At 68.1% G+C, this 12,488-nt stretch carries 13 protein-coding genes; 5 read left to right on the forward strand and 8 right to left on the reverse strand.

Going from position 1 to position 12,488, the window contains the following annotated elements; translation table 11 throughout:
• Positions 1–4: 4 nt before the first annotated feature.
• Positions 5–541, reverse strand: a complete 537-nt coding sequence (locus F6B43_RS07430) for a nucleotide exchange factor GrpE (RefSeq protein WP_150448167.1) — start codon at positions 539–541, stop codon at positions 5–7.
• Positions 542–553: 12 nt separating this feature from the next.
• Positions 554–2,437: a molecular chaperone DnaK gene (gene dnaK / locus F6B43_RS07435; protein ID WP_150448168.1), complete on the reverse strand. Its 1,884-nt coding sequence runs from the start codon at positions 2,435–2,437 to the stop codon at positions 554–556.
• Between the two features lie 535 nt (positions 2,438–2,972).
• Between dnaK and F6B43_RS07440 the strand changes: the two genes are divergently transcribed.
• Positions 2,973–4,301: a PucR family transcriptional regulator gene (locus tag F6B43_RS07440; RefSeq protein WP_246159832.1), complete on the forward strand. Its 1,329-nt coding sequence runs from the start codon at positions 2,973–2,975 to the stop codon at positions 4,299–4,301.
• Between the two features lie 61 nt (positions 4,302–4,362).
• Here F6B43_RS07440 and F6B43_RS07445 read toward each other — a convergent pair whose 3' ends face one another.
• The 4 genes from F6B43_RS07445 to F6B43_RS07460 form a co-directional block, all read right to left on the reverse strand.
• Positions 4,363–4,923: a hypothetical protein gene (locus F6B43_RS07445; RefSeq protein ID WP_246159833.1), complete on the reverse strand. Its 561-nt coding sequence runs from the start codon at positions 4,921–4,923 to the stop codon at positions 4,363–4,365.
• 532 nt (positions 4,924–5,455) lie between these two features.
• Entirely contained in the window at positions 5,456–5,611 is a 156-nt protein-coding gene (locus F6B43_RS19865) for a hypothetical protein (protein ID WP_246159834.1), read from the reverse strand.
• Positions 5,612–5,650: 39 nt separating this feature from the next.
• The gene (locus tag F6B43_RS07455; RefSeq protein ID WP_150448170.1) at positions 5,651–6,196 is read right to left on the reverse strand and encodes a hypothetical protein; all 546 of its coding nucleotides are present in this window, start codon (positions 6,194–6,196) and stop codon (positions 5,651–5,653) included.
• 203 nt (positions 6,197–6,399) lie between these two features.
• A complete protein-coding gene (locus tag F6B43_RS07460; protein ID WP_150448171.1) occupies positions 6,400–7,050 on the reverse strand; it encodes a hypothetical protein in 651 nt (216 codons plus the stop codon).
• A 70-nt stretch (positions 7,051–7,120) separates the two neighbouring features.
• On the opposite strand from F6B43_RS07460, the gene F6B43_RS07465 reads away from it, so the two are divergent.
• Together F6B43_RS07465 and F6B43_RS07470 are read left to right on the forward strand one after the other, a co-directional pair.
• A complete protein-coding gene (locus F6B43_RS07465; RefSeq protein WP_211368054.1) occupies positions 7,121–7,978 on the forward strand; it encodes a patatin-like phospholipase family protein in 858 nt (285 codons plus the stop codon).
• Between the two features lie 187 nt (positions 7,979–8,165).
• Positions 8,166–9,152: a hypothetical protein gene (locus tag F6B43_RS07470; RefSeq protein WP_246159835.1), complete on the forward strand. Its 987-nt coding sequence runs from the start codon at positions 8,166–8,168 to the stop codon at positions 9,150–9,152.
• A gap of 172 nt (positions 9,153–9,324) precedes the next feature.
• Here F6B43_RS07470 and F6B43_RS07475 read toward each other — a convergent pair whose 3' ends face one another.
• Both F6B43_RS07475 and F6B43_RS07480 read right to left on the reverse strand, forming a co-directional pair.
• On the reverse strand, positions 9,325–10,278 hold the full coding sequence (locus tag F6B43_RS07475; protein WP_246159836.1) for a 1-phosphofructokinase family hexose kinase: 954 nt from the start codon (positions 10,276–10,278) through the stop codon (positions 9,325–9,327).
• A 64-nt stretch (positions 10,279–10,342) separates the two neighbouring features.
• Entirely contained in the window at positions 10,343–10,846 is a 504-nt protein-coding gene (locus F6B43_RS07480; RefSeq protein WP_150448173.1) for a universal stress protein, read from the reverse strand.
• 267 nt (positions 10,847–11,113) lie between these two features.
• Here F6B43_RS07480 and F6B43_RS07485 point away from each other — a divergent pair, with 267 nt between their 5' ends.
• Together F6B43_RS07485 and F6B43_RS07490 are read left to right on the forward strand one after the other, a co-directional pair.
• Complete coding sequence (locus tag F6B43_RS07485; RefSeq protein ID WP_150448174.1) at positions 11,114–12,232, forward strand: DUF8173 domain-containing protein; 1,119 nt, start codon at positions 11,114–11,116, stop codon at positions 12,230–12,232.
• Positions 12,229–12,435, forward strand: coding sequence for a hypothetical protein (locus tag F6B43_RS07490; RefSeq protein ID WP_246159837.1), 207 nt, complete (start codon positions 12,229–12,231; stop codon positions 12,433–12,435). Before F6B43_RS07485 ends, F6B43_RS07490 begins: the two co-directional genes overlap by 4 nt.
• Positions 12,436–12,488 lie beyond the last annotated feature (53 nt).

Raw genomic sequence — 12,488 nt, forward strand, 5'->3', positions numbered from 1 at the left:
GGCGTCACCCGTCTGCCGAGGTGACGACGACTCCTGCCGGCCGCAGCAGCCGCTCAGGTGTGCCGAATCCCAGACGTGAGACGGCCACCACCGTCTGAGGCGGCCGCTCCCCTGGGTCGACGACCGACACGACCTCGTGGATCCGGGGATCGAACGGCACACCCGCTGTGTCGATGCGAGGGTATCCGAGGTGTTCGAGCGCGGAGACTGCCTGGTCCCGGATGGACTCCATGCCCTCGACAAGGCCGGCATTGGCCCCTTCGGCGTAGGCGACGGCATCCTGGAGACCGTCCACGACCGGGAGGAAGACGGATGCGGCGCGAGCCCGCTCGGCGTCGCGCGCCCACGCGAGTTCGCGAGCGGCCCGTTTCCGCGCGTTGTCGAGGTCGGCGGCCGCGCGATGCCAGCGATCCTCGAGTTCGGCAAGCCGTCGGCTCACCTCGTCGGACGCGACCCCCAGGGGCTCTTCCCGGAGGTCGGCGTGCTCGTCCGACGCAGGGCGGTCATCGGTGTCCGCGGCCCGCGCATCCCGGTCATCCATGTTCGGTCTCTCTTATGCTCGATCGAACTCGGCGTCGACAACGTCATCCGCATCGGAGTCTTCATCCGCGGGGTCGCCGGGTGACGACGCATCCGAGACACGCGCCACAGCGAGGGCCAGAGCCGCATCGACCTGCTGCAGTTCGCTGGTGAGTTCTCGCGCCTCGGATGCGGGGACATCCCGTCCGACCGCATCCCGCGCCTGCACGACCAGCATCTCGGCGCGGGCGCGCTCATGCTGCGGCACAGAGTCGCCGTGCTCGGACAGAGTGCGCTCGACCCGGTACGCCGCGGCATCCAGTTCGTTCCGCGCGTCGATGTCTTCGCGCAGATGCTGATCTTCGGCGCGGTGCTGCTCGGCGTCCTGCACCATGCGTTCGATCTCCGCCTGATCGAGGTTGGTGGTGCCACTGATCGTGATCCCCTGCTCGACGCCGGTGTCCTTATCGCGCGCATTCACGTTGAGGATCCCGTTGGCGTCGACGTCGAACGTGACCTCGACCTGCGGCTCTCCGCGCAGCGCCGGCCTGATGCCGGTCAGCGTGAATCGGCCCAGGACGCGATTGTCAGCAGCGCGTTCGCGTTCTCCCTGCAGAACCACGATCTCTACGGAATCCTGATCGTCCTGAGCGGTGGAGAACACTTCGCTCCGACGCGCCGGGATGGTCGTGTTGCGTTCGATGATCTTCGTCATCACGCCGCCGCGCGTCTCGACGCCCAGGGACAGCGGAGTCACGTCGAGCAGGAGCACATCGGTGACTTCACCCTTCAGCACGCCGGCCTGGATGGCCGCTCCGATGGCGACCACTTCATCCGGGTTCACGGTCATGTTGGGGTCCTTGCCCCCGGTGAGTCGCTTGACGAGGTTCTGCACGGCCGGGATCCTGGTCGACCCGCCCACGAGGATGACCTCGTCGATGTCATTCTCGGTGACCTTCGCGTCCGCCATCGCCTTACGGACCGGGTCCATACAGCGCTCGACGAGGTCGGCGGTGATGTTCTCGAACGTGGCGCGCTTGAGGGTGGCTGTGAGGTGCTTCGGACCGGCGGCGTCCGCCGTGATGAACGGGAGGCTGATCTGGGTCTGGCTCACGGAGCTGAGTTCCACCTTGGCCTTCTCGGCCGCTTCGAACAGCCGCTGGAGGGCTTGGGCATCGTTGCGGAGGTCGATGCCGTTCTCCTTCTGGAACTCATCGGCGAGGTGATCGACGATGCGGCGATCGAAGTCGTCCCCGCCGAGGTGCGTGTCGCCCGAGGTCGAGCGCACCTCCACGACACCGTCGCCGACGTCGAGCAGGCTCACGTCGAACGTGCCGCCACCGAGGTCGAAGACCAGCACGGTCTCGTGCTCCTTCTTGTCCAACCCGTAAGCGAGGGCCGCCGCCGTCGGTTCGTTGATGATACGGAGCACCTCGAGTCCGGCGATGCGGCCGGCGTCTTTTGTCGCCGTGCGCTGCGCGTCGTTGAAGTAGGCGGGGACGGTGATGACCGCCTCGGTGACCTTCTCACCGAGGAACTTGGCGGCGTCATCGACGAGTTTGCGGAGCACCAGCGCACTGATCTCCTCGGGCGCGTACAGCTTGCCGCGGACCGTGAACCTGGCCTCCCCATTCGGACCGGGCGCGATATCGAATCCCACGGCTTTCGCCTCTTCTTCGACCTCGTCGAAATTGCGCCCGACGAACCGTTTCGCCGACGAGATGGTGCCTTTGGGGTTCAGGATCGCCTGCCGCCGGGCCAACTGTCCGACGAGTCGCTCACCGGTGTCTGTGAACCCGACGACCGACGGGGTCGTGCGCGCGCCCTCTGCATTCGGGATGACTTTCGCCTCGCCCGCCTCCCATACCGCGATCACCGAGTTGGTAGTACCGAGGTCGATTCCGACTGCTTTGGCCATGAGATGCGCCCCTTCGTGATGTCGTCGTGTCAACCGCCCGACGCGGTTTCGCTGTCTGCGCTTCGGTCGATTGAGCGTCCGCCTCCCTAGCGGCGGTGTCTTCGACCTGGCGAGGCAGAAGAGGTCGGTGCCGTAGCACTGTCGGGCCTGGCCGGGAGCGAGTAGCGTGGACTGCGCGGAGTCCACCAGCATGTGCCCCCGGAGCGAACCAGACCTCGTCGCAAGAACCGACCTCGATGCCACGACACAGTCGGATCTATACGGCCTCTTCAGAGTGGGCTCGAAAATGTTCGCGCAGCCGACGAGGCAGCGAACCCTCCGGCTCGCAGTTGCCTCGGCGAGGGCGATCTCCGGATGCACCATCCCCGCCGTGTACGTCGCCGCGGGGGATCATCTTGTGCGGTACTCGGGCAGGGCGAATCGCCGACTGGATTCATTGGTGGATGCTCGTGAAGGGATAAGCGGCGTCCTTGAGCATGGAAAACCCTGGCGGTACGCGCTCTTCTTCCGCGGGACTGGCAAGGTCCAGGGAGCAATGGTGCTCGACGCCGGCGTCGAACCGTCGCGTGAAGTGGTGTTCCTACTCGGCGCGCTCGCCGAGCCGACCGGAGCCGCGCTGGCCACGGCTGGACTCATCGAGCGCGAGCGGCGTCAAGCGGATGAGCTTCGGCAGGTCGGCGAGACTCAGGCGAGTTCGAATCGCGTGCTGGCGGCAACGATCGTGCGCCTGAACTCGCACGGGCAGATTCGAGATTCGCTCGTCGCCGCCGCCGGCGCCAGCAATGGCGAGGCGCAGATCGTCGAGGCGCTGAGCGCGATCACCCGACGATCGGTTGTGCTGCAGGACTCCTTCGGCAACCAACGCGCCTTCATCGGCGTCGGCGACTCGCCCGCGCCGTCAAACCTGTATGCCCTCGTCACGAATCTGAGCGCCGCCCTGCTCATGCTCAATGCCGGATGGCGCTCCACCCGGATCCAGTCGGGCAGGGAGATGCTCGGCGTGATCGGGATCTATGATCCGGATGATGTCCGCAGCGACGACGATCGATTCGCCGTCGACTATGCGAGTGCGATGATCGCCGTCGAACTGGCCCATGATCGCAGGGTCGCCGAGGTCGAGATCCGGCTGGGTCGTGACCTCGCGGACGACCTCGTCACCGGCGCCGACGTCGTCGACGCCCTCGCTCGCGCCGAGGCGCTCCATTTCGATCTCAGCCGTTCCCAACGCGTCGTGCTCGTCTCCTGGGAGGACCTGACGCCGAACCATGTCGACATCGGCGGCGCGTTGCGGCGTGTACTCGCGACGATGCGGGTGCCCGCCCTCATCTCACGACGACCCGGCATCGTCCTCGCGGTGGTCGCCGACTGCGATATCTCGAACCTCTACGACATGATGTCATCCACTGTGTCCAGCCCTCGAGGCACGATCGGTGTGGGCGGACGATGCACAACCGCCGAACTTGCGCGCTCCTTCGCGGAAGCGACCACGGCGTTAAACGTCCGGGTGCGGTCGCATCCGGCATACGGACTGTCAAGCCACGATGATCTCGGCCTGCTCCGGATCCTCAACTCGTCCGACGGCGGGGTCGAACTTGGACTGTACCTCGACAAATGGCTCGGTGAGCTGGTCCGGCACGACCGTGACCACCACTCCGAATTGGTCCACACCTTGACCGTGTACCTCGACTCCGGGGGCAATTACGACCGCACCGCGGATGGCCTGATGGTCCACCGCAGCACGCTGCGCTACCGGCTCAGGCGGATCCGTGAGGTCACCGGGCGTGACCTCACCGACCCGGACTCCCGGCTCAACCTCCACATCGCCGTCCGTGCGCGAGCTGCCCTGGGAGTCAGCCCGCTCTGAGCTCTCCCGACCGAAGGATGTCGGTTCGTCACGAAGCCCGGCCGCGCGTCGGCGCGCCCTGCTATGCCGGCTCGCCTGCCAGCCGCGCGCGACGATCCTCTTCACGCTTCGAGTACGCCGCCGCGCGGATCGCTTCGTCCGACTCCAAGCCCGTTCCGAGCGCACCGCCGATGGTCGCCACCGACGCGACGAACCAGGTGAGCACGAACAGATCGACGTAGCCGAACGATGTGCCGAGCGAATCGCCCATCACCGCCGGGTCGAGAACGAACAGCGCCCGGGCCAGATTCACTGCGTACAGGGCGAGATAGCAGATGACGACTCCGACCGTCAGGGTCAGCAGAGTCGAGGTGTTGTACAGGCGGGACCTTTCCCGAGCCTGCGCCGAACCGTCTTCAGGACGGCCCCAGAGTCCCCCGTCGATCACGATCCAGGTGATCACGATCGCGATGGACGCGATGGTCGCCACCGCGAGGCGCCACCCCGACAGTGACGCGGCGAGCAGCCACACCGTCGGTTCGATCGTTGCGATCGCGCCGGTTGCCAATGCCGCAACGAGCGCGGACTTGAGCCCTGCGGCCAGCAGCCACGGACGGTTCGCCAGCACCATGCCCAGAAGCACCCGCCCACGCGCGCTGAGCCCGGGGAGGGGCAGACGCTGCTCTTCAGGTCGTCAAGCAACCGATCGAATTGACCTGCACAACGCCAGACATGAACGAACGCATCCATGGTGACTTGCTCCGCGATCGAACGATCGTCCACGATGTGGAGAGCCAAACCGAATGCGTACGGCGCGACGACGTCGTAGAGGTCGGCCAACGCCGACTCGTCGCCCCCCGCCACTCGGCCCAGCAGGTCTTCGATGGCACGGTCGATGTCCACGACACGTGGGTGCGAAGAGTCGCCCGCCCCTCCGATCTCGCTCAGCGGCTCGGTGTCGCAGGGCACGCGTGCGAAGGAGGCCCGCGTTCGGCCGAACTTCAGGATTCCCACGATTGCTCCAGTCCCGCGCGTAGCGCTGAGGTGACGGTGGAGTCGACCGGGGACCGGGGGCAACTTTCTCGAATGTAAGCGCACCGGGTCCGAACACGCAACCCGGGTGCGGGGATGGTCAGAATGTGAGCGTGCCAGCGAAACGGCACCTCATGCGCCTATCAGTCCTCGTCCGTGACGATGGCGTCTTCGGCGGTGGCCAGCGCTGCGGCACCTTCCTCGGGGGATTCGGCGCCCGCTTCGGCGGCCGAGTCGCTTGAGGAACTCTGATCGTCGTCGGAGTCCTCGGAGTCCGAGTGGTCAGCGTGAGTGCTCATCGAAGCCTTTCTGTTTGTCGCCGGGAGGGTCGGCCCACGTCACCGGTGGGTGAGCGTGCGCAGCAGTCCGGCGATCGGGCGCTGCTGTTCACCCTGCTGGGCGGCGAGGATGATCAGAACACCGGTGAGGGCCGGGATGACCCACTGCACGACGCGCTGCTGCCGTTGCGCAGATGCGAGCGCGTCCGAGGCGGTGCGGTCGGCTTCGGTCACGCCTTCGCCGCCCTCGTCCGCGTGTTGCGCGATCTTGGCGCCCAGGATTCCCGCGTACGCGGTGGCGCCGACGGCCACGGCCGTGACGGCGAGCTTCACGGCTGTGTTCGTGCGCGCTCCGGGCTGTGCGGCGAGTCGGGCCCTGTTTCCCACGATGAGGCCTACGCCACCGATGCCGTGCAAGATCAGCGCGCCGACCTGCACAGGCGACCACTTCGCCCACCCGATCGAAGAGAGCTTCAGCCGTTCGGCAGGATCGGATGCTTTCGCCGTGCCGCCGTTGAGCCCGACGGCACCCATCAGCGTGCCGCCGAACCATGCGGCGAGGCCGAGGTCGTGCAGCGTTCGGACGGTGGTGTTTCGAGCCGACATGGTGTCGTCCTCTCATTCGGAGATCCCACCTCACCCCGCGAGGCGGGCATTCGACCCGGGGTTGCGCAACCGAACAGGATGTGCGGGCGCCGACGGCCCCACTCGCCACCTACCCGCTACCCGGATCGAGCAGCGTGCAAACATCGCGCGGAGAATGTCCAGCCCCTCACCCTCCGGGACCAAGTAACGCTCGCCGTCGTGGATCAGGCCGAGCGGAACACCTCGACGGTGCGGTGAGGGACGCGCGCAGCGAGGACCAGAGCCAGGACGCCGAGCCCGAGGGTGCGGACAAGAAGTCCCAGCGCGCCGATGACCATGGCGGCGTTCGCCAACTGTTGCGTGTCGCCGGGCCCCGTGAAGGCGAAGAGCAGCTGAGGGAGCACGCCTGCCGCGACAGAAGCGATCACCGCCCACAGGGGCGCCCACCGCCACGGCCTCGGGACGACACCGGCTCGGGCGATCTGTACGGCGGCGACGAGGGCCGCGGCGATCGAGACGAGGATGTCCACGTAGAAGGCTGCCGTCAGGATGCTCTCCGCCGCCCGATACGCGTCGAGTCCGGCATCGAACGTCGCAGCGTCCATGGTCGGCAGAAGTGGATTCGCGAGCAGGACGACGAGGGGCCAGAGGGCGACGACGGCGAGCGCGGTCACTCCCAGCGGCCTACGGGCGACGACGCTCGCCTCTTTCGACAGCCCGAGCGCGAACAGCAGGACCGTCGCGGCGAACACCAGGTCCTGCACGATCCCCGCGACCGGCCCCGCGCCGAAGAGGGAGTACTGCAGCATCCCCAGCACGCCGCACAGCACGAGGCCGGTCCCGCCGATCGTCCAGGTCAACGTCACCGGTCGCATGGTTCGACCCTAACGGCTGGGATCGATCGGGCCCGATGTCGCAGGCGGGGTCGAGAATGGCGCCATGCGGATGACGAAGAGAGCGCTGGTACTGGCGGGCGGCGGAGTCGCGGGCATCGCGTGGGAGACGGGCGTGCTCACCGGGCTGCAGGACGAGCAACCCGGTCTGATCGAGAGCATCCTGTCGGCGACGACGACGTTCATCGGCACATCGGCCGGATCGACCGTCGCCGCGCAGCTCGCCGGCGGAACGCCGTTGCCGGAGCTGTTCGATCGACAGGTGTCGCCGGAGTCCGCCGAGCTGAGCGTCGACTTCGACATGCCGAAACTGGTGGCGCTCCTGACCGGGGCGATGGACGGAGCATCCTCGCCCGAAGAGGTCCGCCGCCGGATCGGGAGGATCGCCGCCGACACCGACACCGTTGCCCCCGCCGCTCGCCGGGCCGCGATCGACGCGCGCCTGCCCGTGAAGGAGTGGACGGCGCAGCCCCTTCTGATCCCGGCGGTGGAGCTCGAGACGGGCGCGTTGCGGGTCTTCGACCGCGACTCGAGCGTCGGCCTGGTCGATGCGGTCGCCGCGAGCTGCGCCGTGCCGGGCGTCTGGCCGCCGGTCGACATCGACGGGACGTCGTACATCGACGGCGGTACGCGAACCAGCGCGAACGCCGATCTCGCCGCGGGAGCCGACACCGTCCTCATCATCGTCCCCAGCGCCGCGATCACCGCGATGGGTCCGGCGATCAGCGACGCCGAGCTGGCAGCTCTGGCACCGGGAAGAGTTCATACGATCTTCGCCGACGACGCATCGATCGAGGCCATCGGCATCAACCCGCTGGATCCGGCGACCCGGCCGGCAGCGGCTCGAGCGGGCAGAGACCAGGGCCGGTCGATCGCATCCGAGATCGCCGCGTTCTGGAACTCCCACTGACGCGGCGAGCGCGCCGGGGGACGGACGCCCCCCGTACCTGTCGCCGTCACCCGCGGTCGGACTGCCGGGTCGCGCGAAGCCGGTCGTGAGGCCGCACCGGCCGCACCGGCGCGCACGTCAACCCTTCAGACGGATCGACCGCCCACTCGTATGCGGCTACTCGACGGTGCGGGTGTACGTTGCGGAGATGGAGCCGATCCGAGTGGGACTGGTGGCCGACCCGGCCTCACCCACCCACGTGGCGCGCCGGATGACGGATCTGGCGCCGCCGGGGGGCGATGATCGTCAGGGGTGGGACATCCAGCTCGTGAGCGAGCCGTTCACCCTGGGCTCCGAAGACATCGACACCGCTCTGCGACGGCTGAGGTCCTTGGGCATCACGAGCGAGTGGGACCTCGTGATCGGGGTGACCGAGCTTCCGCTGCGAGACGATGACGGCCGCTACCTCCTCGCCGCGATAGACCCCCAGCGTCATTCCGCCGTCCTCTCGCTGCCGGCGCTCGGGGGGTTCCGGGTTCAGACCCGCGCCCGCGAGGCGGTGCGCGGGCTCGTCAGCGGAATGGCCGAACCTGATTCCCGCGAAGAGAAGCGGCTGCCTCTTCCCGGCGTGAGCGGGCGCGGGCGGCTGCTCCTCGGGATGGTCCTGGCCAACCGCCCGTGGCTGCTCGCCGCCGGTCTGAAGTCGGCACTCGTGGCGGCCTTGGCGACGGGCGCCGTGGCAACCATCGAGCCGACGGTATGGATGCTCGCGGGTTCGCTGTCAGGCTGGCGACTTGCCGTGGCGACCATTGCCTCGATCGCGATCGTGGTCGCGTGGATCGTGATCGACGGCGAGTTGTGGGACCGCCCCGAAGACGAATCGACGCAGGCGCGGGCCAGGTCACGCCTCTACAACGCCTCGACGCTGCTGACCCTGACGGTCGGAGTCGTCATCTGCTACTCGGCCCTGTACGTGGTGAATCTGGCCTGGGCGCTGTTCGTCCTCGACCCGTCACTGGTGGGCGACTCCCCCGGCTATGGCGACCTGTTCGTGCTCACCTGGTTCGTCGCGTCGGTGGCGACCCTCGGCGGCGCACTGGGCACGGGCCTCGAATCGGACGATGCCATCCGCGCGGCCGCGTACTCGAAGCGCGAGGAGGAGCGCCGCGCGCGTCTTGCGAACGAGCGCGAGTAGAAGATCCTAGGAGGCTCCGCCTTCGTCGCGCGGCAGAACCCGGTCGCTGATGGACAAGGCGGGCATCGATCGGCTCGCCGCGGTCTACGCGTCGATCGATCTGGTGCGCAGGGGCGGGAGGACCCGACCGACCCGTTCGGCGTCATGGACCTCGTCACCCACCACGATCCCCTCAGGCGTGTTCGGGGGCCCTCTCGAGAACCAGGTGCTCGAGGCGTTCCACGTCGGCCGCGCGGCACAGCTCCGTGGCGGGCATCGCGGCGGTGGCGCTGCCGGCGGCGACCGCGGTACGGAATGCCCCTTCCACCGTGATTCCCTCCGCGAGCCGCAGCACCAGCCCGGCGAGGAAAGCGTCGCCGGCGCCCACAGCGCTCACGACCGAGACGGGCGGCGTCGCCAAGCGCAGGACGAGCGAGGAGGTCACCAGGAGTGCTCCGGCGGCCCCCAGAGTGAGCGCGACGATCTGCACGTTTCCGCGCCCGACAATCGACCGGGCCGCGTGTACCTGCTCATCCGGTGTCAGGCTGTGATCCGTGCCGATCAGCTCCGCGAGCTCGTCGGCACTCGGCTTGATGAGAAAGACCTTCTCTTCCAGCGCCGCGGTCAGAGCGGGCCCCGACGCATCGACGACCAGCCGAACGTCGCTCCCCTCCACGGCGCGCGCGAGTACCGCGTAGAAGTCTGTGGGCGTCCCCGGCGGCAGGCTCCCGCTCGCGACGAGGAAGCCGCCGTGCGGCATGCACTGCTCGAGCGCGGAGAGGCAGGCCGTCCACTCGGCTTCCTGCAGAGTGGGCCCGGGCAGGATGAAGCGGAACTGTTCGCCCGTCGATCGGTCGGTCACGGTGAAGTTCTCACGGGTGCTCTCGGCGATCGCGATCTCCACGCCCGCGACGCCCGCGGATGCGGCCAGCGCATGGTAGGTCGCACCCGTAGGCCCGCCGAGCGGGTACACGGCGGTGGAGCGACCCCCGAGATTCGCGATCGCTCGGCTGACGTTCACCCCGCCGCCCCCGGGATGCAGTGCTGCCGGTCCGCAACGCAGCTTGCGTTCGCACACCACGTGATCCACTTCGCTCGACACATCGAGCGCGGGGTTCATCGTCAGCGTCACGATCGGCGTCTGCACCGGAGCTCCTTCTCGTCGGATCGCGCTCGGCGCACGTCCCGCCGTGGGATCGGCGTCGATCCGATCAGGCGGGAACGGAGTGGGCGACCGGCTCCGCGGCTGTCCGGGCGGACGCGCCGTGCCGGTCGTGGCGGTCGCCGGACGGGTGCATGATCAGCACCGGACAGTGCGCATGCTGTGCGCACGCGGTACTGACAGATCCGAGGAGCATTCCCGCGAATCCGCCTCGACCACGACTTCCGACCACGAGCATGGATGCCTCCGCGCTCCTCCTGACCAGCACGGCGGCGGCCGGCCCGGCGGCGACGACGCTGGTGAGGCGTTCGGGAGCACCCGCGGGGAACGCCTCCTCGATCGCTTCGACGGCGATCTTCCGCGCCTCGCTCTCGGGGTCCCACGGCTGGAGGGTCATCGTGCGGTCGTAGGTGATCGGGAACTGCCACGCCGTGACGGCCTCGATCGGGGCATCCGTCACCGCGGCGAGCTCCGCCGCGTGACGAAGCGCGTCGATCGAGCTGGCAGAACCATCGACGCCGACGACGATCGGCTTCACGGGTGTCTCATTCATGACTGCTCTCCTTCGGGTCGGGTCTTCACACCTCATCGTCCTCACCATCGAGGCCTGGTCCAGGGCCATTGGTCCCACCGGCCGCTCGCGGCTCCTCGCATCGCCCAGTCTCGACTCCGGACATCCCGGCACCGCCGGCGGGACGTTCGACCCTGTGGCCTCATGCGCGAGAGCAGCAGACTCCAGACGGCGGGCACCACCGCGGTGCGAGGGACATGCACGAGCGCTCGAGTCGTCGCGTCCTCCCGCCCTCACGAGAGGCTCGAAATGAAGTTCGCGGCGCACACCCGACGGCTCATCGCTGCCGTTCTCGCGGCAGGGCTCCTGGCGCTCGGTGCGCCCCTCGGCGCATTCGCAGCCACCCCCGACGCCGCTCCTCCTCCCGGGAGCAACGGACCGCAGTTCTACAGCGGGACGTTCATCGATGTCTCAGGCGCCGTGCACGGCGACGTGTACGCGGCGGGCCAGACGGTGACGATCAGCGGCGACGTGACGGGCGACGTGATCGCGGCGGCACAGACCATCACGGTCACCGGCACCGTCGACGGAAACGTTCGCCTTGCGGGGCAGGACGTCACGATCAGCGGCAAGGTCTCGCGCAGCGGGACGATCTTCGCTGCGAACGTGACCGTCGCCTCGACCGGATCCCTCGGCGACGATCTCGTGAGCGCGAGCAGCGCGATGACGATCGCGGGAAAGATCGGCAGGGACCTCTTCGTGAGCGTCGGGCGCCTCGGGATCACCGGGTCGATCGGCGGGAATGTGACCTATACGAGCGACCAGAGTGCACAGATCTCGGACGGCGCGGTGAAGGGGACCGTCCAGCACATCGAGCCTCCGCAATCCCCCCGCATCCAGATCTCGCCGTGGCTGGTGATCCTGGGCTGGATCCTCGCGCTTCTGTACGCCCTCATCGCGCTGAGCCTGGTCACGGCACTCGCGGGGTGGCTCTTCCCCCGCGTGCTGGAGCGCGTGACCGATCACCTCCTGCCGTCGCCATGGCGGGCGCTGCTGGTGGGGTTCCTCGCATCCATCGCCGTCCCCGCCGTCCTCCTGTTCCTCGTCATCACGATCGTCGGTGCACCTCTCGCACTCGCCGGTCTCGTGGTGTGGATCGGCGCGGTGCTCGCGACGTTCGTCTACGGCGCCTACTACCTCGGACGCCTCGTGATCCGCGGCGCGCACCACCCCGTCGTGAAAGCGCTCGTCGGCGGCCTCATCCTCATCGTCGGTCTTCAGATCCCCTGGCTCAACATCCTGGTGCTCCTCGCCATGGTGTTCTTCGGACTCGGCGCACAGCTCCTGGAGCTCTACCGTCGGCGCCCCTGGGAGCGCACGGAGAAGATGGTTGCCGTCACCCACGACGACTCGATGAGGACACCGTGAGCGAGAGCAGGCGAAGCGTGAAAGTCGTCGAGCAGGCGGCCGGTCCGTGGGGCTTCTTCTTCCTCCTGGCCTACATCGGTGCGGCGATCTACTTCATCTCGGTGTCGGACGGGCAATTCTGGAACGTCGTGGTCGGCCTGCTGCAAGCTGCCGTGTGGCCGGCCTACGTCATCTACCACCTGCTCGGCGCACTCGGGGTCTGACGCACGGCCGCTCGCACGTCCGTCCGGACAGGCGAATGTGACCTTCGGCCCTG

This window comes from Microbacterium rhizomatis (genome assembly GCF_008710745.1).
Lineage (GTDB): Bacteria > Actinomycetota > Actinomycetes > Actinomycetales > Microbacteriaceae > Microbacterium > Microbacterium rhizomatis.

Bases quoted from the DNA above. Each gene is read 5' to 3' on its own strand.
- dnaK (WP_150448168.1), bottom strand. From the start codon at position 2,437: ATGGCCAAAGCAGTCGGAATCGACCTCGGTACTACCAACTCGGTGATC.
- F6B43_RS07430 (WP_150448167.1), bottom strand. From the start codon at position 541: ATGGATGACCGGGATGCGCGGGCCGCGGACACCGATGACCGCCCTGCG.
- F6B43_RS07455 (WP_150448170.1), bottom strand. From the start codon at position 6,196: ATGTCGGCTCGAAACACCACCGTCCGAACGCTGCACGACCTCGGCCTC.
- F6B43_RS19865 (WP_246159834.1), bottom strand. From the start codon at position 5,611: ATGAGCACTCACGCTGACCACTCGGACTCCGAGGACTCCGACGACGAT.
- F6B43_RS07485 (WP_150448174.1), top strand. From the start codon at position 11,114: ATGAAGTTCGCGGCGCACACCCGACGGCTCATCGCTGCCGTTCTCGCG.
- F6B43_RS07460 (WP_150448171.1), bottom strand. From the start codon at position 7,050: ATGCGACCGGTGACGTTGACCTGGACGATCGGCGGGACCGGCCTCGTG.
- F6B43_RS07480 (WP_150448173.1), bottom strand. From the start codon at position 10,846: ATGAATGAGACACCCGTGAAGCCGATCGTCGTCGGCGTCGATGGTTCT.
- F6B43_RS07465 (WP_211368054.1), top strand. From the start codon at position 7,121: ATGACGAAGAGAGCGCTGGTACTGGCGGGCGGCGGAGTCGCGGGCATC.
- F6B43_RS07470 (WP_246159835.1), top strand. From the start codon at position 8,166: ATGGAGCCGATCCGAGTGGGACTGGTGGCCGACCCGGCCTCACCCACC.
- F6B43_RS07440 (WP_246159832.1), top strand. From the start codon at position 2,973: ATGGTGCTCGACGCCGGCGTCGAACCGTCGCGTGAAGTGGTGTTCCTA.